At 67.0% G+C, this 19993-nt stretch carries 19 protein-coding genes; 4 read left to right on the forward strand and 15 right to left on the reverse strand.

Features of this window, described 5'->3' with window-relative positions; all coding sequences use genetic code 11:
• Window positions 1–146 precede the first annotated feature (146 nt).
• Window positions 147–1304 carry a PEP-CTERM sorting domain-containing protein gene (locus AC56DV_RS01030; protein WP_496312454.1) on the forward strand — a complete coding sequence of 386 codons (1158 nt, stop codon included), beginning with the start codon at window positions 147–149 and terminating at the stop codon, window positions 1302–1304.
• Here AC56DV_RS01030 and AC56DV_RS01035 read toward each other — a convergent pair.
• The 9 genes from AC56DV_RS01035 to AC56DV_RS01075 all read right to left on the reverse strand — a co-directional run bounded on the left by AC56DV_RS01035 (window position 1296) and on the right by AC56DV_RS01075 (window position 8956).
• Window positions 1296–2564 (reverse strand): FCSD flavin-binding domain-containing protein, encoded by a 1269-nt coding sequence (locus AC56DV_RS01035; RefSeq protein ID WP_496312455.1) that lies wholly within the window; start codon window positions 2562–2564, stop codon window positions 1296–1298. The genes AC56DV_RS01030 and AC56DV_RS01035 overlap by 9 nt on opposite strands.
• On the reverse strand, window positions 2561–2935 hold the full coding sequence (locus AC56DV_RS01040) for a c-type cytochrome (protein WP_496312456.1): 375 nt from the start codon (window positions 2933–2935) through the stop codon (window positions 2561–2563). The genes AC56DV_RS01035 and AC56DV_RS01040 overlap by 4 nt, the downstream gene beginning before the upstream one ends.
• A gap of 12 nt (window positions 2936–2947) precedes the next feature.
• A complete protein-coding gene (gene soxA / locus AC56DV_RS01045; RefSeq protein ID WP_496312457.1) occupies window positions 2948–3748 on the reverse strand; it encodes a sulfur oxidation c-type cytochrome SoxA in 801 nt (266 codons plus the stop codon).
• A complete protein-coding gene (soxZ, locus tag AC56DV_RS01050) occupies window positions 3745–4071 on the reverse strand; it encodes a thiosulfate oxidation carrier complex protein SoxZ (protein ID WP_496312458.1) in 327 nt (108 codons plus the stop codon). The genes soxA and soxZ overlap by 4 nt, the downstream gene beginning before the upstream one ends.
• On the reverse strand, window positions 4071–4532 hold the full coding sequence (locus AC56DV_RS01055; protein WP_496312459.1) for a SoxY-related AACIE arm protein: 462 nt from the start codon (window positions 4530–4532) through the stop codon (window positions 4071–4073). The genes soxZ and AC56DV_RS01055 overlap by 1 nt, the downstream gene beginning before the upstream one ends.
• Window positions 4529–4993: a sulfur oxidation c-type cytochrome SoxX gene (gene soxX / locus AC56DV_RS01060; protein WP_496312460.1), complete on the reverse strand. Its 465-nt coding sequence runs from the start codon at window positions 4991–4993 to the stop codon at window positions 4529–4531. The genes AC56DV_RS01055 and soxX overlap by 4 nt, the downstream gene beginning before the upstream one ends.
• A gap of 20 nt (window positions 4994–5013) precedes the next feature.
• Window positions 5014–7197, reverse strand: a complete 2184-nt coding sequence (locus tag AC56DV_RS01065; protein ID WP_496312461.1) for a xanthine dehydrogenase family protein molybdopterin-binding subunit — start codon at window positions 7195–7197, stop codon at window positions 5014–5016.
• The gene (locus tag AC56DV_RS01070) at window positions 7194–7706 is read right to left on the reverse strand and encodes a (2Fe-2S)-binding protein (protein ID WP_496312462.1); all 513 of its coding nucleotides are present in this window, start codon (window positions 7704–7706) and stop codon (window positions 7194–7196) included. The genes AC56DV_RS01065 and AC56DV_RS01070 overlap by 4 nt, the downstream gene beginning before the upstream one ends.
• Before the next feature lie 95 nt (window positions 7707–7801).
• Window positions 7802–8956, reverse strand: coding sequence for a hypothetical protein (locus AC56DV_RS01075; RefSeq protein WP_496312463.1), 1155 nt, complete (start codon window positions 8954–8956; stop codon window positions 7802–7804).
• A gap of 249 nt (window positions 8957–9205) precedes the next feature.
• Between AC56DV_RS01075 and AC56DV_RS01080 the strand changes: the two genes are divergently transcribed.
• On the forward strand, window positions 9206–9799 hold the full coding sequence (locus AC56DV_RS01080) for an OmpW/AlkL family protein (RefSeq protein ID WP_496312464.1): 594 nt from the start codon (window positions 9206–9208) through the stop codon (window positions 9797–9799).
• A gap of 3 nt (window positions 9800–9802) precedes the next feature.
• On the opposite strand, the gene AC56DV_RS01085 is transcribed toward AC56DV_RS01080, so the two are convergent.
• Window positions 9803–10261 (reverse strand): DUF2244 domain-containing protein, encoded by a 459-nt coding sequence (locus AC56DV_RS01085; protein WP_496312465.1) that lies wholly within the window; start codon window positions 10259–10261, stop codon window positions 9803–9805.
• Between the two features lie 213 nt (window positions 10262–10474).
• On the opposite strand from AC56DV_RS01085, the gene AC56DV_RS01090 reads away from it, so the two are divergent.
• Window positions 10475–12184 carry a methyl-accepting chemotaxis protein gene (locus tag AC56DV_RS01090; protein ID WP_496312466.1) on the forward strand — a complete coding sequence of 570 codons (1710 nt, stop codon included), beginning with the start codon at window positions 10475–10477 and terminating at the stop codon, window positions 12182–12184.
• A gap of 37 nt (window positions 12185–12221) precedes the next feature.
• Here AC56DV_RS01090 and AC56DV_RS01095 read toward each other — a convergent pair whose 3' ends face one another.
• The 4 genes from AC56DV_RS01095 to AC56DV_RS01110 are packed head-to-tail and all read right to left on the reverse strand — an operon-like array spanning window position 12222 to window position 18368.
• Window positions 12222–13421, reverse strand: coding sequence for a hybrid sensor histidine kinase/response regulator (locus AC56DV_RS01095; protein WP_496312467.1), 1200 nt, complete (start codon window positions 13419–13421; stop codon window positions 12222–12224).
• Complete coding sequence (locus AC56DV_RS01100; RefSeq protein ID WP_496312468.1) at window positions 13421–14032, reverse strand: chemotaxis protein CheB; 612 nt, start codon at window positions 14030–14032, stop codon at window positions 13421–13423. Before AC56DV_RS01100 ends, AC56DV_RS01095 begins: the two co-directional genes overlap by 1 nt.
• Entirely contained in the window at window positions 14029–14865 is an 837-nt protein-coding gene (locus AC56DV_RS01105) for a CheR family methyltransferase (protein WP_496312469.1), read from the reverse strand. The genes AC56DV_RS01100 and AC56DV_RS01105 overlap by 4 nt, the downstream gene beginning before the upstream one ends.
• Window positions 14862–18368 (reverse strand): response regulator, encoded by a 3507-nt coding sequence (locus AC56DV_RS01110; RefSeq protein WP_496312470.1) that lies wholly within the window; start codon window positions 18366–18368, stop codon window positions 14862–14864. The genes AC56DV_RS01105 and AC56DV_RS01110 overlap by 4 nt, the downstream gene beginning before the upstream one ends.
• Before the next feature lie 113 nt (window positions 18369–18481).
• On the opposite strand from AC56DV_RS01110, the gene AC56DV_RS01115 reads away from it, so the two are divergent.
• Window positions 18482–18946 carry a hypothetical protein gene (locus AC56DV_RS01115; RefSeq protein WP_496312471.1) on the forward strand — a complete coding sequence of 155 codons (465 nt, stop codon included), beginning with the start codon at window positions 18482–18484 and terminating at the stop codon, window positions 18944–18946.
• Here AC56DV_RS01115 and AC56DV_RS01120 read toward each other — a convergent pair.
• Complete coding sequence (locus AC56DV_RS01120; protein ID WP_496312472.1) at window positions 18943–19926, reverse strand: zinc-dependent alcohol dehydrogenase family protein; 984 nt, start codon at window positions 19924–19926, stop codon at window positions 18943–18945. The genes AC56DV_RS01115 and AC56DV_RS01120 overlap by 4 nt on opposite strands.
• Between the last annotated feature and the right edge of the window lie 67 nt (window positions 19927–19993).

Genomic DNA, 19993 nt, shown 5'->3' on the forward strand with positions numbered 1-19993 from the left:
TCGACGATGTTGTCACAGGAGGGGGCGCGGGGCTTTGATACTGAGCAATCTGCAACGATGGTTTACCGCCAGCTACCACGCGCCGCACCGCGCGCGCCAGCGATACGCTAATTGTGCTTCACCCCCAAACCACAGGAGCTCCTATCATGCTAGCCAAACGTTTGCTGCCTTTACTTCTGTTGTCCGCCTTCGCCCTGCCCGGCATCGCGCAGGCGCAGTACCAATACAAGCCGGTCAGCCTGGCCTCCGGCATCATCTCGCTGTACGGCGCGGAATATGGTTCCGCCACCACGATCAACAACAACGGCATGGTAGGCGTGGTCTACCGGATCGAGGATAGCTGGTTTGACCAGGCGTACACCTGGAAGAACGGACAGTTCTCCTTTATCCCGCGCATCCATGGCAAGCTCTACAACCACTTCATCACCGGCATCAACGACGCCGGAAACATGGCGGTGAACTTCAATGTCTACGACACCACCACCGGTGAGGGCCATTTCTTCACGCACAACGACTATCTCAAGGTACCGGATCTGGTGTATCAGGCCAGCACCAGGGTCATGGCCATCAACAACAACAACGTGGTGGTGGGCGACGGCGGCATGGGCTTTAACGACTGGTCGAATCCACCGCCGCGCCATGCCGTCATCTACCAGAACGGAATCACGACCGACCTTGGCACGCTGGGCGGCAAGGACAGTTACGCCCTGGGCGTCAACGATGCCGGCACGGTTGTCGGCGGCTCGCACACCGCTGCGGGGGTGATGCGCGCGTTTACCTACGATGCCGGCGGCATGCAGGAAATAGGGACGCTTGGCGGGTCTTACAGCATGGCGTATGACATCAACGAGCACGGCGATATCGTCGGCGTTTCCGAGACTGCGGACGGCGTGCGGCACGTGTTCCTGTACTCTAACGGCACCATGCAGGATCTGGGCGTATGGAACGACTACCAATGGGGCGAACCGGATATCAACGATTCGGGGCAGGTAGTGGCTGTCCTCAAAATCAACGGCGTGGCAACGCCTGTTCTGTACCACAACGGCACCACCACGGTGCTCAGCACGATGATCGATCCGGCGGAGGGAGTGGACCTGTTGCGCGTGGACGCAATCAACGACCATGGGCAGATCGCCGCCACCGCGTGCGGGCCGGGCGGCCCGTACAACGACGGTTGCTGGGGGATGCTCCTCAATCCTGTGAACCCGGTGCCTGAACCGGCTACCTGGGGCATGCTGGGGGCGGGGCTGGCGGTGGTGGCTTACTGCGGCAGGCGCCGCAGTAAGCACGGTGCATCAGCCTAGGGTATCGGCCCAGATATTGCGGGCCCAGCTCATGGCGTATTCGCCTTCGAGCGCGTTGGCGGCGCTGGAGAGGCCGCCGGAGCCGGGCACGACGAGCAGCGTTTTTTTCTCCGCGTCGTAGGCGTGCACCGAGGCGACGTGGATCACGTCCTTGTCGGAGACGAAGCTGTAGCAGGTGTTGGTGAGCATGGGCTTGGGTTCCGGCGCGCGGCCGTTCAGCAGGTCCACCACGGCGGCGGCGCAGACCTTGGCGTGCTGGTTGGCCATGTGGGCGGACTTGGGCATCAGCGGCGCGGCCAGGATGGCGTCGCCGAGGACGTGGATGTTTTTCGCCTGCGTGGATTCGAAGGTGACGAAGTCCACCGTGCACCAGCGCCCGCTGGCGTTGGCCAGGCCGCTCTGCACGGCGATGGCGCCGGCGCGCTGGGGCGGGATCACGTTCAGCACGTCGGCCTGCACGCGGTCGTCCAGCTCGGAGATGGCGGCGCGGCCGCCGGCGTCGATGTCCACCGTCTTGAAGCCGCGCCGGTATTCGACGATGCTGCCGTAGCGCTCCTGCCATATTTTCTTGAACAGCGCGCCCTTGGACACCACGTCGTCATTCCCGTCCAGTATCAGCACTTTGGATTTGGGCTTGCGCTGGCTGAAGTAGTGGGCGACCTGGCAGGCGCGCTCGTAGGGGCCGGGCGGGCAGCGGTATGGCGCGGCGGGGATGGTCATGGCGTAGACGCCGCCGTCCGGCATGGCTTCGAGCTGGGCGCGCAGGGCGGTGGTTTGCGCGCCGGCTTTCCAGGCGTGCAGGATGCGGTCCTGGGCGCCTGGCTTTTGCATGCCGGGCAGCTGGTCCCACAGGAATTCGATGCCGGGGGAGACGATCAGGCGGTCATAGGCGATGGTCTGGCCGCTGGCGAGGGTGACGGTGCGTTTTTCGGCGGCGATGGATTGCACGCTGTCGCGCAGGATACGCACGCCGTGGCGGGCCAGGGCGTCGTAGCTGATGGTGACGTCGGCCAGCTGCTTCGAGCCGCCCAGCACGAGGTTGGAGAGCGGGCAGGAGATGAAGCTGGCGTTGGGCTCGATCAGGGTGACGTCGATGCCGCCGCCGCTCCACAGGCGCACGTATTTGGCTGCGGTGGCGCCGCCGTAGCCGCCGCCCACAACCACGACTTGCGGTTTGGCGCTGCCGCCGATGGTGGCGCAGCCGGTGCTGGCGAGCGCCAGGCTGGCGCCGGAGGCTTGCAGGAACAGGCGGCGTTTCATGGGCGGGCTCCTTGGGTGCTGGCTGCCGTGGCGGCGCTGGGGGCGGGCTGGGCGGCGAAGAAGGCCGCCAGTTGGGCTAGCTGTTCGTCGGTATAGCCTTTGGCGAGCTGGGTCATGACGGTGGCGGGACGGGCGCCGGCCTTGAACGCCTGCAGGGAGGCGAGCAGCGCTTCCCTGGACTGGCCGGCCAGCGCGGGCAGGCTGTTGCCTGCGGTGGCGCCGTTGGTGCCGTGGCAGCCGGTGCAGGTGGCGGCGAGGCGGGCGCCGGGGGCGATGGTCTCGGCGGCTTGAGCGAAGCCCGGGGCGGAGAGGAAGCAAGCAAGGAAGACCGGGAACGCAGCGGCGGTGAGGCGGTGTCGTATCAGTTGCATGGCAGCTCCTTGTTATGGGCGTACGCCCGGGGTTTCCAGCGCCATGCCTCTGGCGCGGAGGGAAAGATAGGCTTCAAGGTCGACCAGGTCCTGCGCGCCGTAGGCCGGCACTTCGGCGCGCACGCCGCTCATGCAGTTGCGCAGGCGGCGCTGCAGGGAGCCCATGGCTTGCCATTCAAGGCGGTAGATGGGATAGGCGTTGGCGTGGCCTTGCGGGATGGTGGCGCCGGCCAGCTTGCGGCCCCAGTTGTCGTCGTGGCACTGGGCACAGGACAGGTTGAGCTGGCCGATGCGTTGGCGGTAGAGCTGCCGGCCCTTGGCGGCAGCGGCGCTGGTGCCGGGGTCCTGCGGCGGGTTCACGGGCATGCCGCGCGATTGCATGGCGACGTAGCTTTCGAGGCTGAGCAGGTCGTCGCTTTCGGGCTTGAGGGGGGCGGCTTGCTGGGCGCCCTGGCGGCACATGTCGATGCGCTGGCTCAGGGTGATGACGCGCTTGCTGGCCTTGTCGAAGGCGGGGAAACGGGCGGCGACGCCGCGCATGCTTTGTTTGGCGTCGCCGTGGCAGCTGGCGCAGGAGCGGTCGGACTTGCCGGCCTTGGCGTTCCACAGCGTTTCGCCGCCGCTGATCCAGAGCATGGCGGGGTTTTGCGTGTCGTCGCGCTGCATGGCCTGGGTGGAGGCGCCCATGAATTCGGCGCCGGATTTGCGGGTGTCCGGCGGGGCGGCGCCGGCCGGGGCAACGGCAGCGGCAGCCGCTACGAGGGCGGCGGCAGCGGCGGCTATCGCCACGGCGGCGCCGGCGGCCCGTTTCATGCTGCGCTCACCGTGATGGGCATCTTCTCGGTCTGCGCAAAGCCATTGTCTCCCTGCCAGCTGAATTCGAGCGTGCCGCTTTCGGTGGCGACGGTGAAGAAGGCGATGTAGGGGTTGGCGGAAATGGCGGGGTGCAGCTCGGCGCTGAACACGGTTTCGCCGTTGTAGCGGCAGGTGAAGCTGGTGAGGATGTCGCGCGGGACCAGCTTGCCGCCGGCATCCGGGCGGTAGCCGCTTTCCATCGGGTGGCCGATCAGGGCGCGGATTTCGATGACTTCGCCTTTGCGCGCGGTGGCTGGCATGTGGATCAGGGCGCGCGCCATTACATGGCCTCCCCTTCTATGCAGGCGGCCAGCGCGACGATGACGTCCGCCGTCTGCTGCCAGTAGCTGCCGTCCTTCATGCGCGCCACCGCCACCAGCTTTTGCGAGGTGGCGAGGCGGATGCGGGTGGAGACTTCGGCTTTGCCGCTGCGCGCGCCCAGTGTGAAGCGGGCAATGTCGGTTTCCGGGTTGCGCTCGTTGAAGATGGCGATGCCGGTGACGTGGTCCGCTGCGGTCATGGGGCTGTCCACGGTGATGGTGACGGGGACGGCGTTGCCGTTGTCGATCAGCTTGGCGATGTTGAAGGTGACTTTGCCGGTTTGCGGGACGGCGCCGCCGGTGTAGGCGGCAATGGCGGCGCGCAGTGCTTCGGGCGTGGCGGACGCGGGGCGCACCAGCGCCAGCAGCGGCAACGCAGCACCGGCTTGCAGCAGCTTGCGACGGTTGGCGTTGGCGCTCATCGCGCGGGCTCCGCGCGCAGGGTTTGCAGGTAGGCGATCACGTCTTCAATCTGTTGGGCGGTGAGGATGGTTTTTCCTTGGTGGGCGGCGCTCACGCGGGTCAGGCCTTCGGTCTTGTAGTAGGAGGGCATGATGGTGGCCGGGTTGATGCTGGCGGCGTCCACCATGCGCTGGCGCAGCTGGGCAGCGGTGGAGCGGTCGCCCGCGCCGTCCAGCGGGGGAGCCAGGTTGCCCTGGAAGCGTTCCTCAGGGATGGGGCCCGTGTGGCACAGCAGGCACAGGCCCACCTGGCGGTTGGCGACGATGGCGCGGCCGCGCGCCGCATCGCCAGCGGCGGCGCCCGGCAAGGGAGCGGAAAAGTCGGCAGCCCGGGCGGCGCCCACGCCGCAGGCCAGCGCAGCCAGCCACGCAAGCGACAGCGCGGCGGCGCGGATTGCGGTGACGGGCGGCGTGGTGGCCATGGGGTGCGGGGCCTGCCGGGTCAGGTTTTCTTCAGGCTGTGGTTCTTCAGCGGCAGGTCCCGCACGCGCTTGCCGGTGGCGGCGAAGATGGCGTTCAGCACCGCCGGCGCCGCCACCGCAATGGTCGGCTCGCCCACCCCGCCCCAGAAACCGCCGGACGGCATGACGATGGTTTCCACCTTCGGCATCTCATCCATCTTCAGCGGCACGTAGGTGTCGAAGTTGGTCTGTTCCACGCGGCCGTCCTTCAGCGTGCATTCGCCGTACAGCGCGGCGGACAGGCCATACACGAACGAACCTTCCACCTGCGCTTCGATCTGCTGCGGATTCACGGCGTGGCCCGAATCCGTTGCGGCGACGATGCGGTGGATCTTCAGCTTGCCGTTTTTATTGACCGATACCTCGGCACATGCGGCCACGTAGCTGCCGAAGCCCATGGTTTGCGCCAGTCCCCGGAACACGCCCTTGGGCGCGGGCTTGCCCCACCCTGCCTTCTCGGCCACCGCGTTCAGCACGGCCAGGTTCTTGGGGTTGTTCGCCATCAGCTTGCGGCGCAGCGCCAGCGGGTCCTGCCTGGTGGCGTGCGCCACTTCGTCCAGGAAGCACTCGAGGTAGATGGTGTTCTGGTTCAGGTTCACACCGCGCCAGAAGCCGGCAGGCACCGGCGGATTGCGCATGGCGTGGTCGATCAGCAGGTTCGGGAAGGTGTAGCCGATGGACGCTTCCGGCCCCGGCGCGTTCAGGCCCTGGAATACGGCGGGGTCCTTGCCGTCCTTGATGGCCATGCCGACCGACACCAGGATGGACTGGCCGGAAATGCGCATGTGCAGGCCGGTGATGTTGCCCTTCTCGTCCAGGCCCGCCGTCAGCTTGCACTGCGTGACGGGATGGTAGCGGCCGTGCTGCATGTCTTCCTCGCGGCTCCACAGCAGCTTCACCGGCGTGCCGGGCAGCTCTTTCGCAATCGCCACCGCCTGGCGCACCCAGTCGTGCACCGCGCCACGGCGGCCGAAACCGCCGCCCAGGTGCAGCTTGTACACGTCGCACTTGGCGGCCGGCAGGCCGGACGCTTCGGACGTGGCGGCCAGCGCCGCTTCGCCGTTCTGCGTCGGGGTCCACACTTCGCAGCGCTCCGGCGTCCACTTGGCGGTGGCGTTCATCACTTCCATGGTGGCGTGGTTCTGGAAGGGATAGGAATACACTGCCTCCACCTTGCGCTTGGCGGAGGCGATGGCTGCGCGCGCGTCGCCATTACTGTTGCCGACCACGGCGTCCGGCGCGTCCAGGCCTTCCTTCAGCATGGCGGCGATGTCGGCGCTGGAGAGCTTGGCGTTCGGTCCTTCGTCCCACACGATGGGCAGCGCGTCGAGCGCGGTGCGGGCGCGCCACCAGGTGTCCGCCACCACGGCCACGGCGCTGTCGCCCACTTGCACCACCTTTTTCACGCCGGGGCGCTTCTCGATGGCGGCGGCGTCGAAGCTTTTCACCTTGCCGCCGAAGACGGGGCAGTCCTTGATGGCGGCGTTCAGCATGCCGGGCAGCTTCAGGTCCATGCCGTAGATTTGCGCGCCGGTGGTCTTGTCCACCGTGTCCAGCCGCGCCAGGCGCTTGCCGGCCAGTTTCCAGTCTTTCGGGTCTTTCAGTTTCACGTCGGCGGGCGCGGTCAGCTTGCCGGCCGCCTCGGCCACCTTGCCGTAGCTGACCTTGCGGCCGCTGGCCGCGTGCGTGATGACGCTGTTGGCTGCGGTACATTCCGCCGCCGGCACCTGCCACGCATCCGCAGCGGCCTGCACCAGCATCATGCGCGCGGTGGCGCCGCCTTTGCGCACGTATTCATGCGACTCGCGCACGCCCCGGCTGCCGCCGGTGGAGAAGCTGCCCCACACGCGCTTGCGCGCCAGGTTCTGGCCGGGGGTTGGGTATTCGGTGGTGACTTTGCTCCAGTCGGCGTCCAGTTCCTCGGCCACCAGCTGCGCCAGGCCGGTCAGCGTGCCCTGCCCCATTTCGGAACGGGCGATGCGGATGACGATGGTGTCGTCCGGCTTGACCACCACCCAGGCGTTCACCTCGGGGGGAATACCTTCCTGCGCGGCGGCGTCGAAGGGGATCGAGAACGGCACCATCAGCCCGCCCAGGGCCAGCGCGGAGCCTTTCAGGAAGCTGCGACGGGAGACGGACGCGCTACGGTCGTGGGCGCGGCTCATGCTTTGCTCCCGGCGTGGTCGCCCACATGCGTAATGGCCAGGCCGGCCGATTTCGGGTCCGCCCCCTTGGCGACCACCTTGATCGCCGCGCGCACGCGGTTGTAGGTGCCACATCGACAGATGTTGGTCATGGCCGCGTCGATGTCGGCGTCGGTGGCTTTCGGTTTTTGCTTGAGCAGCGCGGCGGCGGCCATGATCATGCCGGACTGGCAGAAACCGCATTGCGGCACATCCAGCGCGGCCCAGGCTTTCTGCACCGGGTGCGAGCCGTCCTTGGACAGCCCTTCGATGGTGACGATCTTCTGTTTGGCGTTGAGCGCCGATACCGGCATGACGCAGCTGCGGGTGGCTTCACCATCGATATGCACGGTGCAGGCGCCGCATTGCGCCACGCCGCAGCCGTACTTCGTTCCCGTCATCCCCAGCTGCTCGCGCAGCACCCATAGCAGCGGCGTGTCGTCCTCCGCCTCGAATTCGCGTACTGATCCGTTGACGTTGAGCTGCGCCATGCTTTCTCCTCAGGGGGTGGGTTGACGGGATTTCAAGCGTGCCTATCTTACACCCCCTTTTTCCTCCTTGCAGAGCGGAGATTTGTATCAGCGGATCATGATGTCAAACGATCCCAGCCGTGGCGCACGGCAGCCTTGAATTTGTCCCAGGCCGACTGCGGATACTGGCTCTCCCAGCTGCTGCGCAGCGCAGGTTCGGCTTCGTCCCAGGAGCGGCCCCGGTTGGAATCGGCGCCGGCCATGCTGGAACCGTAGCGGTAGGCTGGAGCGTACTCGTCGTAGGTGCCGCCGGTGCCGGCGTAGTTGCTGGTCCAGTGGTTGCGGTAGTAGTCGTCGTCCCGGTCGACCAGGTCGTCCGCGCGCAACGGCTGCACCAGCAATTGCTCCTCGCGCAGGCTCAGGTTTTCAGTGAGCGGCGTTTCCGTTACGCGCTGATAGATGCGCACGCCGCCACGCTGCACGCCGCGCCGGCCCGCCGTTTGCCCCGCCTGGCCGCCGGGGATGGCCTGCCCGCCGGTGTCGGCGAACTGCTGCGATGCACCACCCGCCTGTCCTTGCAGCGAACCGGCGCCCACGCCCGAGGCGTTGCCCAGGCCGGAGCCGCTTTCCATGCTGGACGTGCTGCCCATGCTTGCCGTGCTGCCCACGCCGGACATGCCGCCGATGGTTGGCGTGGCGCCCAGGTCGGTCGCTCCGCCCACCGCTGCCGTGGCGCCCAGGCCTGTCGAACCGCCCAGGTCCAGCGTGCCGCCTGTGCCTGGTGCGCCCATGCTGGACGACGTGCCGCCCTGCGCGCTTTGCTGTGCGCCGAGGTACTGGCCGCCGGTTGCGCCTGCACCCGCCATCCGGCCGCCGCTCCAGCCGGCCGAGCTCCACTCGTTCTTGCGCTCATCGATATCGAACGGGCCATAGGCTTCAATGATGTCGGCTGCGCGTTCCATTTCTTCCAAGCTGCCGGCCTGCACCGTCAGCACATGGTGGCCGCGGTTGACGGCTTCCGTATAAGTCTCGGTGTCCTCATCGTCGCCGAACAGGTTGCTGAAGAAGCGCTTGATGCTGCTGCCGATCGAGCCGTCGTCGCGGCTCGGCTCGGCCGATGATGCCGGCGGCGCGGTGCTGCCTGCACTGCTGTCCGCGTCCGCCTGGCTGAGTTGCACTACCAGGTCGCGGAAGCCGCCCGCAAGCACGGCGTCGCGCGCTTGCTCTGCATCCCGCCGGTTGTCAAATACTGCCGCAAGTGTATGGGTCATGGCTCATTACCTTTCCTGTGTAGTTGGTCGCCGCAGCGTTCCAGAACTTGGAGCCGTTGTATGCGATGGCATTGGAGATTCCAGTCTATGCCGCGCTTGCTGCAGGGAGCGCCACCTTGCCGATTCGAAAAAGGGCTGCTTGCGGATGGTTTGACTTACATCAAAGTTTTCGTTGACCCCTATCAATACACTGCCGTCATTACTTAACGACAAAGCAGAGAGGAAGTCATGAAGCACCCTGTAGCAGCAATGATCATTGGTCTCGCAACCCTGGCCGCAGGCCACGCCACGGCGGCGGAAGCCAGTCCCTGGCTGGTGCGCGTGCGCGCACTGCACCTGGACCCGGCCGACAAGTCGGACCCGGTGGGCGGCGCCGGCGCGGCCAACCGCCTCACCATCGACAGCAAGACCTTCCCCGAGTTCGACGTGTCCTATTTCTTCACGCCGAACCTGGCGGCCGAGCTGGTGCTGACCTATCCGCAGAAACACGACGTGCTGCTGGACGGGAAAAGCATCGGCACCATGAAGCACTTGCCGCCCACGCTGCTGGCCCAGTACCACTTCCGGCCGGACGCGCAGTTCCGGCCTTACGTGGGCGCGGGCCTGAACTACACCACCATGTCCAAGGTGCATATCCTGAACGGCAACGCGGGCCTGGAGCACAAGAGCTTCGGCCTGGCGCTGCAGGCGGGCGCGGACTTCGCGCTGGACCGGAACTGGTCGCTCAATGTGGATGTGAAGAAGGTGCAGATCCGCAGCGACGTCAATAGCGCGGGCGCCATCATCAGCAAGGTGAAGGTGGATCCACTGCTGCTGGCGGTGGGCGTCGGTTATCGGTTCTAGACATCAGAAACGGCCGGCCAGCAGCTCCATGCGAAGCTCGCTGGCGAAGGCCAGGCGCTGCGGGGCCAGCGCGTAGCGGCCCACTTGCAACGCGGCGCCTTGCGACTCCAGCGTGACCAGGTCGCCGCCGCGCTCCGGCGGCGTGATCTGCGTGCGGCCGGGCTGGAACGTGGTCTGCACCGTTTTTCCGGCGGATACGCTCACCACCAGCAGGCAGCCGCTGGTCAGCACCACGTGTTCGTAGTCGGAGGCATGGCGGGCGTAGCACAGGAAGGCCAGCGTCACGGCGGCCAGCTCCACGCCGGTGAAGCACAGCACCTGCCATACGCCGTGCAGGAGGAACAGCGTGGCCACGGCCAGCGACAGCACGCACAGCACCGCCCACGCCACCGCCGTCTGGCGCGGCGTCAGCGAGCAATTGCGCCGCCATAGCCATTCGCGCTTGTCAAGGTCACGCCGCACGCCGCCCCCTCCTTTCCGCCTATTTTACGACTGCCGCGCAGCCCGCGTGCCGCAGTGCGTTGTTACTCCGCGACAACATGCAGTTTTCCGGGGCCGGAGGGGCAAGATTTTGCGCCGCCAGCCCGCCGTTTTAAGGACAATGGGAGACCAGCATTATCCAATAACGATCCACGCAATTATCCACGTATTAATCCACGTAACAATGGGGACACCATGGCACTCTCAAACTTGAAAATTGGCGCCCGGCTGGGCGTAGGGTTCGCGATCGTGCTCGCGCTGCTGACGGCGATGCTGATCCTGGGCCTGAGTTCCCTGTCGCGCATCGGCAGCCGCACGCAGGACATCGTGGCCGACAAGAACGTGAAGATGGCCGCCGCCAACGTCCTGGTGGACAACGTGCGCAGCATCTCGCTGGCGCTGACCACCATGATCGTGGTGCCCGGCACGCCGGAGATGAACGCCGAACTGGCCAAGATCGCCGAGGCGCGCAAGAGGTACGGCGCCGCCAGGGAAACCATGATGAAGCTGCTGTCCGACGACAAGGAACGGCAGCTGATGGCGGCGGTGGACGAGGCGCTGAAATCCGGCGCCGCCAAGAACAATGAGCTGGTGCGGCTGCGCAAGGACGGCGAAATCCAGGACGCGACCGAGTTCCTGCTCAAGGAAACCGGCCCTGCGCTGGCCGCCGTGCTGACGGCGCTGGACGCATTCGTCGACTACGAGGCCAAGCTGGCCAGCGACGCGGCGGTCGACGTGGAACAGGTCTACCGCAGCTCGCAGATCCTGCTGCTGGTGCTGGGCATTGCCGGCATCGCCGTCGGCGCCGGCGTGGCGTGGTTCATCACGCGCTCCATCACCGGGCCGCTGAACAAGGCGGTGGACCTGGCCGAGACGGTGGCCTCGGGCGACCTGTCCTCGCACATCGAGGCCGGCAGCGGCGACGAAACCGGCCGCCTGCTGAACGCGCTGCGGGCCATGAACGACAGCCTGCTCAACGTGGTGAGCCAGGTGCGCACCGGCACCGATGCGATCAGCACCGCGTCCAGCGAAATCGCGGCGGGCAACCTGGACCTGTCCTCGCGCACCGAGCACCAGGCCAGCTCGCTGGAGGAAACCGCGTCGTCGATGGAGGAACTGACTTCCACCGTGAAGCAGAACGCGGACAACGCGCGCCAGGCGAATACGCTGGCCAAGTCGGCTTCCGAAGTGGCGAGCCGGGGCGGCAACATCGTGGCGCAGGTGGTGGACACCATGGGCACCATCAATGATTCGTCGCGCAAGATCGTGGACATTATCGCGGTGATCGACGGGATTGCGTTCCAGACCAACATCCTGGCGCTGAACGCGGCGGTGGAAGCGGCGCGCGCGGGCGAACAGGGACGCGGGTTCGCGGTGGTGGCGTCCGAGGTGCGCAACCTGGCGCAGCGTTCGGCGGCGGCGGCCAAGGAGATCAAGGAGCTGATCAACGCGTCGGTGGCCAATGTGGACACCGGCTCGCGCCTGGTGAACGACGCCGGGCAGACCATGGGCGATATCGTCACCAGCATCCAGCGCGTGACGGACATCATGGGCGAGATCACGTCGGCCAGCCAGGAACAGACGCTGGGCATCGAACAGATCAACGCGGCGATTGCGCAGATGGACGAGGTGACGCAGCAGAATGCGGCCCTGGTGGAGGAGGCCGCGGCGGCGTCGCAGAGCATGCAGGAGCAGGCAGGGAACCTGGCGACGGTGGTGGGGTTCTTCAAGACGGGGACGCATGCCGGGGTCCCGGCACCGGCGCCGCGCCGCAGGGCGCCGGTGCCTGCACCGGCTCCGGCAAAGCCAGGCGCGCCGGCACGCGCCGTGGCCGCGCGCCCGGCCGCCAAGCCGGCGCAGCGCCTGGCGCCGAGCCAGCCGGCGGACGAGTGGGAAGAGTTCTGAGCTTGCGCGGGTACGGGGCTTGGGGCTGTAGGGCGGGCTAGGCGGTCACGCCGTTACCCGCCGAACGTGGCAGGGTAAGCGTGAAAACGGAGCCGTCGCCCGGCGCGCTGGCCACCGTCAAGGTGCCCTGGTGCGCTTCGGCGAGCTGGCGCGAGATGTACAGCCCCAGCCCCAGGCCCGCGCTCACGCCGGTGTCCAGCCCGCGCTCGAACGGTTCGAAGATCCTCGCCTGGGTCTCCTCGCTGATGCCCTCGCCGCCGTCCCGCACGGATATCCGGACCTCCCGCTGGTCCGCCTCCAGTTTCACTTCCACCGGATTGCCGCAGCCGTAGCGCAGCGCATTGGTCAGCAGGTTGACGATCACCTGCTCCAGCCGGAACTCGTCCCAACAGCCGCTCACCTCGCGCTCCGCGATCAGGCTGATCTCGCAGCCGGTCTCCTGCGCCTGGCGCGACAAATCCGCCACGATCCTTTGCAGCAGCCCGGACAACTCGGTGGCCGCAGGCCGTATCGACAGCTTGCCGCTGCGGATGCGCGACACGTCCAGCATGTCGTCGATCAGCCGTATCATGCTCTGGATCTGGCGGTCGTCGCGCGCCACCATCTTCTTCCACACCTCGGGGTTGAAGGCTTCCTGCAGGCCGCGCTCGATCTGCAGCTTGCGCAGCTGTGTTTCCAGGAACAGGGTATTGAGCGGCGTGCGCAGCTCGTGCGCCACCATGGACATGAATTCGTCGCGCATGCGCAAGGCGCGCTGCAGGTCCTCCTGCGCCGCATGCAATTCCTGCAGCGTGGCTTCCTGCTCGGCGCGCGCCTTCTCCAGCGCTTCCAGCTGCTGCTGCGTTTCCTGCCGCTGCCGGTGCAGCGCCACGAACACGTTCACCTTGCTCTTCACCATGTCGCCGTCCAGCGGCTTGTAGAGGAAGTCCACCGCGCCGGCTTCATAGCCCTTGAAGGCGTAGTTCAACTCCTTGCCGGCCGCGCTGACGAAAACGATGGGGATGTGGCGCGTTTTCTCGGTGCCGCGCATCAGCTCCGCCAGTTCGAAGCCGTCCATGCCGGGCATCTGCACGTCCAGGATGGCCAACGCGAAGTCGTGCTCCAGCAGCAGCGCCAATGCTTCCTCGCCGGAGGCGGCCTGGTACACCACGCGCTCCTCGTCGCGCAGCAAGGCGTGCAGCGCGCGCAGGTTCTCCGGCAGATCGTCCACGATCAGCAGCTTGGTCCGTTCCAGCATCAGCTCCTCTCCAATCCAGTTTCCAGCAGCGCCAGCAAAGCGCGGATGTCCCGCAGCGGCAATATCAGGTCCGGCGCGCGCAGCCCGATGGCTGCGCGCGGCATCACGTCCACTTGCGCCTCGGCCGGGTCCTGCACCACGGTGAGGCCGCCCGCCTCGCCGATGGCGGCCAGGCCCGCCGCGCCGTCGTGGTTGGCGCCGGTAAGCAGGATGCCCACCAGCGCGGAACCGTACACGTCCGCCGCCGACGCCATGATGAAATCGATCGCGGGCCGCGAGAAATTGTGCGGCGGCTCGCAGCTCAGCGAAAAGCAGCGCTCCGATTCTACCGACAAGTGATAGCCGGGCGGCGCAAAGTACACCGTGCCCGCCGCCACCGGCTGCTTGTCCTCCGCTTCCCGCACCGCCATCGCCATGCGCTGGGCGAACACCTCGGCCAGCTGGCTGGCGCGGCCCGGCATCATGTGCACCACCACCACGATGGGCAGCGGCGCACCGGCCGGCAGGCCGGGCAGGATCTCCAGCAGCGCCGCCACGCCGCCGGCCGAGGCGCCTATCACCACGGCTTCGAAGGCGCGGCCTTGCAGCAGGCCGCTGAAGGAAGTACTCACGACAGCTTCCTGAACAGGCGCTCGCGCTTCACCACCGCTTCGAAACGCGGGCCGTAGGCGGAGAAGTCGATGCTCTCCTTGCTGCCCAGCCCGAGGAAGCCGCGATGGCACAGCGATTCGTGGAACAGGCCGACAGCGCGCTCCTGCAGCTTCTTCTTGAAGTAGATCATCACGTTGCGGCAGCTGATGAAATGGGTTTCGGCGAACACGCTGTCGGTGGCAAGGCTGTGGTCGGCGAAGGTGACGTTTTCCATCAGCGAGCGGTCGAACAGCGCGGCGTTGTAGGCGGCCGTGTAATAGTCCGAGAAGGCGCGCTTGCCGCCTGCGGCCTGGTAGTTGGCGGTGTACTCGCGCATGCTGTCTAAAGCGAATACGCCCTTCTTGGCCTTCTCCAGCGACTGCGGATTGATGTCGGTGGCGTAGATGATGCTGCGCTCGAGCAGGCCTTCCTCCTTCAGCAGGATGGCCATGGAATAGACTTCCTCGCCGGTGCTGCAGCCGGCCACCCAGATTTTCAGCGACGGGTAGGTGGACAGCACCGGCGCCACGTGCTCGCGCAGCGCGGCGTAGTAAGCCGGGTCGCGGAACATTTCCGTGACAGGGATGGTGAGGTATTGCAGCAGCTGCGTGAAGGCGGCCGGGTCGTGCAGCACGCGCGACTGCAGCACGGAGACGGTGTCGCACTTCATCTCGCCCATGGCGTGCAGCACGCGGCGCTTCTGCGAGGCGCCGGTGTAGTCGCGGAAGTCGTAGCTGTACTTCTGATAGATGGCTTCCATCAGCATGGTCAGCTCGATGTCGATGCTGCTGCGGGGATGTTCATCGTGGCTCATGGCTGCATCCACACCCGCAGCAGCGAGTACAAGCGGGACAGGTCGATGGGCTTGGCCAGGTAGTCGTTGGCGCCGGCGGCCAGGCACTGTTCCTGGTCGTCCTTCATGGCCTTGGCGGTGATGGCGATGATGGGCAGGCGCGCATAGCGGCCCTGGGCGTCGGCGCGGATGCGGCGCGTAGCTTCCAGGCCGTCCATCACCGGCATCATCACGTCCATCAGCACCAGGTCGATCTCGGGCACCGCGTTCAGCTTCTCGATCGCTTCCGCGCCGTTGCGGCCGATTTCCACCGTGGCGCCCTTCTGCTCCAGCGCGCTGGTGAGGGCGAAGATGTTGCGCACGTCGTCGTCCACCAGCAGGATGCGGCGGCCCTCGAACACGCGGTCGCGGCTGCGCACCGTCTTCAGCATGCTCTGGCGCTCGCTGGACAGCTGCGACTCCACCTTGTGCAGGAACAGCGTCACTTCGTCCAGCAGCCGCTCGGGAGAACGGGCGCCCTTGATGATGATGGAGCGCGAGTATTTATGCAGGTCCGCTTCCTCGGCGCGCGTGAGGTTGCGGCCGGTGTACACGATCACCGGCGGGAAGGACGCGATCTCCTCCTGCGCCATGCGCTGCAGCAGCTCGTTGCCCTGCATGTCCGGCAGCTTCAGGTCGATGATCATGCAGTCGAAGATGGTGGTGCGCAGCAGCGCCAGCGCTTCTTCGCCCGATTCCACGGCAGTGATGTCGATGTCGTCGTCCGAGATCAGCGCCACCACGCTGTCGCGCTGGCGGGCGTCGTCTTCCACCAGCAGCAGGCGCTTGATCTTCTGCGTAAATTTGTCTTCCAGCTTGCGGAACACGTCCTCCAGCTGGCCGCGCGTGGCCGGCTTGAGCGCAAAGCCGATGGCGCCCATGTGCAACGCCGCTTCCGCGTTTTCGGAGGCGGACACCACGTGCACCGGGATGTGGCGGGTATTCGGATTGTCCTTCAGCAGCTGCAGCACGGACAGGCCGGAACGGTCGGGCAGGCGGATGTCGAGCAGGATGGCGTCGGGGCGGTGCTGTTCGGCCAGCCGCAGGCCTTCGTCGGCGGCGAAAGCCACCACGCAGCGGTAGCCCATGTCGTGCGCCAGGTCGTACAGGATGCGGGCGAACGCGGGTTCGTCTTCCACCACCAGCACCAGGCGCTCGGGCGGCGGCGCCAGATCGCGGTCGTCGTCAAAGGGGCGCGGGGCGGGCGCGGCGTGGTTGGTTGGCGCCGGCTCCGATGCGGCTGCAGGCGCAGGCGCGGCTGCCGGTGCCGCCCTCGAGGCGGCTGCAGCGGCGGATGCCTGCGGCATGGGCGGCGCCAGCACGGCGGCGCCGTGCGCGGGCGCGGCCCATTGCGCGGGCAGGATGAGCGTAAAGGTGCTGCCCTTGCCCAGCTGGCTGCTCAGCTCTATGCTGCCGCCCAGCAGCCGCGCCAGGTCGCGCGAGATGGACAGCCCCAGGCCGGTGCCGCCGTAGCGGCGGCTGGTGGTGCCGTCGGCCTGCTGGAAGGCGCCGAAGATGGTCTCGTGCTGGTCGGCGCGGATGCCGATGCCGGAATCGCTGACGGCGAAACTGAGCTGGCCCGCCGCGTCGGCCGACACGCGCAGCGCGATGCGCCCCGCTTCGGTGAACTTGATGGCGTTCGACAGCAGGTTTTTCAAAATCTGCTCCAGGCGCTGGCGGTCGGTGTAGACCGTGTCCGGCAGGCCCGGCGCAAGCTCCACCGTGAACTGCAAGTGCTTCTGCTGCGCCAGCGGTTCGAACACATGGCCCAGGCCGCGCACCACCTGCTGCACGTTCAACTCCTCGGGCGCCAGCTCCAGCTTGCCCGCCTCCACCTTGGAGATGTCGAGGATGTCGTTGATCAGGTTGAGCAGGTCGTTGCCGGCCGAGTAAATGGTCTGCGCGAAGCGCACCTGTTCCTCGTTCAGGTTGCCCTGCCCGTTCTCCGACAGCAGCTTGGCCAAAATCAGCGAACTATTGAGCGGCGTGCGCAGCTCGTGCGACATATTGGCCAGGAACTGGGACTTGTACTGGCTGGCCCGTTCCAGGTCCAGCGCGCGCTCCTCCAGCTGCTGCTGGGCCTCGCCCAGGGCCTCGTTCTTCTGGTCCAGCACCAGCGCCTGTTCGGACAACTGCTCGTTGGTCTGTTCCAGCTCCGCCTTCTGGTTCTCCAGGCTGGCCTGCGATTCCTCCAGCACGCGCGACTGCTCCTCCAGTTCCTCGTTGGCGGTGCGCAGCTCCTCCTGCTGCACCTGCAGTTCCTCGTTCAGCTGCTGCGTTTCCGCCAGCACTTCGGCGATGCGCTGGCGCGCCAGCGTGGCTTCGATGGCGGTGCCGATATTGCTGCTGACCAGCTTGATGAAGTCCAGCTGGCGTGGCGTCACCGGCGCCAGGAAGCCCAGCTCCACCACGCCGTTGACCGCGCCGTCGCTGTCGACCGGTGCCAGCAGCAGGTGGCGCGGCGGCGCGGCGCCCATGCCGCTGCTGATCTTCACGTAATCGTCCGGCAGATTGTCGAGCTGGATCACGCGGCGCTGCTGCACCGCCTGCCACGGCAAGCCCTGGCCGGCCGCCAGCACGGCGCCGTACTGCTCGTCCTCCTGCCCGTAGCCGTACGACGCGGCGCGGCGCAGGCTGCCGTCCGGCTCGCGCACATACAGCGCGGCCGCCGCCACGCCCATGTAGTGCGACAGGAACTGCAGCAGCGCGGACGACAGCTGCGGCAGCGCCATCTGGCCTATGCCCTGCTCGGCGAGCTGGGTCTGCCCGGCGCGCAGCCAGGCCTGTTCCTGCAGGCGTTCGGCATGCCCGGCCTGTTCCTGCAGGGCCGCGCCATAAATATCGGACAGTTTGCGCATGTCGCGCCGTCCGAGCATGGCCAGCAGGCCGCTGACCACAAGGCTGACCAGCACGAAGGCGATGACGGCGATGCCGGTGACGGACCTGGCGTCGGCGCGGCGCTCGGCCAGCAGGCGCTGCTCGCTGGCGACGAACAGCTGGAACAGATTGCGCACTTCGTCGAATTCCAGCTTGCCGCGCCCGGCCCTGATCGGCTCCAGGTAGTCTGCTCCCTTGCGGCGGCGCTCGATCACGTCCTGCGCGAAGCCGTCCCACTGCCGCTGCTGGGCCGCGATGTTGCGCACGCGGCCCGCCTGCACCGGATCGTCGGCCACCATCTCGCGCAGCGTGGCCAGCGCGGTGTCCATCTTCGGCTTGGCCAGCTTGTAGGAGGCGAGGAAGCTCTCGTCGCCGGTGAGCGCGAAGCCGCGCATGCCGGATTCCTGGTCCACCATCAGCTTGGCGATTTCGTTGGCGTTGCCGATCACGCGCTCGGTGTGCTCCACCCAGGTGAGAACGCTCAGCAGGTAGACCAGGATGGCGGCGAACACGCCCACGTTGACCACGCCGGCCACCAGCGGCATGGTGATGTTGCGCGCGAGGATGCGGCGGAAACTGGTGTCGTCTTGCGCGGAGGTTCCATTCATGATGCGGTCGTTCCCGGTTGCATAGGAATACACGAGTGTAGCCGATCATCATGCGATTTCATTGCTCTATTGCCAATAGTGCGGCAGCGCATGGGCACCGCTATAATAGGTCCATGCCCACAGAAAGACATGCCGCCATGCGCAAGATCCTGTTCGCCATGCTCCCCTTGCTGCTGACTGGCTGCGCCAGAGACAGCGCAACCTACTATACGGACAGCACCGGCAACCACACGCTGTCGCTGCGGCGCCAGCAGGACTACTTCTGGAACGATAACGCGCGCATGATCCTGGTGGCGACGCGCATGCCGGATTGTCAGCGCCAGATTCCGCTGGGCGAGATGATCGTCGATGAGGTGGACGTGGAAGTGTTCTCGTCGCCCGACAATTTCTGGAGCCTGCGCTCGGGCGACCAGGTGTGGCAGGTGGAGACCCAAAGCTGCGCGCTGGTCAGCGAGACCGGACCGGCCACCGGCGCCAAGGTGGGCGAATTCAAGGTGGTGGACGGCAAGCTGGTGTTCGAGCCGGCTGCCGCTCCTGCCGCACCGGCTCCTGCTGCGCCGCCGGCCCCGGCAAACTAATCCACGTCGATCACCAGCTTGCCGCGCGCCGCGCCGCCGGACAAGGCGGCATGGGCGGCATTGACGTCGGCCAGCGCGTAGCGCGCCGGGTCGAGCTGCACGCGCAGCTTGCCCGCATCCACCAGCTTTGCCGCCTCGCGCAGGATGGCGCCGTGCTGCGCGCGGCCCTTGCCCGACAATAGCGGCAGCAAGGTGAACACGCCCGAGTAGGTCGCCGCGCGGAAGGACAGCGGCGCCAGCGCATGCGTGCCCCAGCCCAGGCAGCTCACCACGTGGCCGCCATACAGCCGCGCCGCCGCGAAGGAAGCGTCCAGCGTGGCGCCGCCCACCGTGTCGTACACGATGTCGAAGCCCTCTCCGTCCGTGTATTGCTGCACGTAGCCGGCCACCGGTTCGGTGCGGTAGTCGATGAAGGTGGCGCCGAAACCCTCGATCGCCGCGCGCTGGCCGGCGCTGCCGGTGGCGAACACCTCGGCGCCGAAGGCGCGCGCGAGCTGCAGCGCCACGTGGCCCACGCCGCCGGCCCCGCCGTGCACCAGCACCTTCTGGCCGGCGCTCACCCGCGCGCGGTCCACCAGCCCTTCCCAGGCGGTGATGAACACCAGCGGCAGCGCGGCCGCTTCGCGCAGCGAGGCGGTGAGCGGCTTGTGCGCCAGCAGGTCCGCATCCACCGCCGCGTACTGCGCCAGCGAACCTTGCACGCCGCCCACCCCGCCTGTCATGCCGAACACTTCGTCGCCCGGCTGGAAGCCGCTCACGCCCGCGCCCACCGCCTGCACCACGCCGGCCATGTCGATGCCCAGCACGGCGGGCAAAGGCATCTTCGCGTGCCCGGCCTGGCCGGAGGCGATTTTCAGGTCGAGCGGATTGACGCCGCTGGCGGCGATGCGCACCAGCACCTGGCCGGCGGCTGGCGCCGGCACGGGAATGTTTTCCAGCGCCAGCGGCGCGCCTGCCTGTTTCGAGATCATTGCTTGCATGATGTGCTCCTGTGGTTGATGAAACCAGTGTAGAGAGGCGAGGCGCAGAGAAAAACGGGGCGGCGGC

Source organism: Massilia sp. BGA-UO-ETr-WB1, from assembly GCF_059567845.1.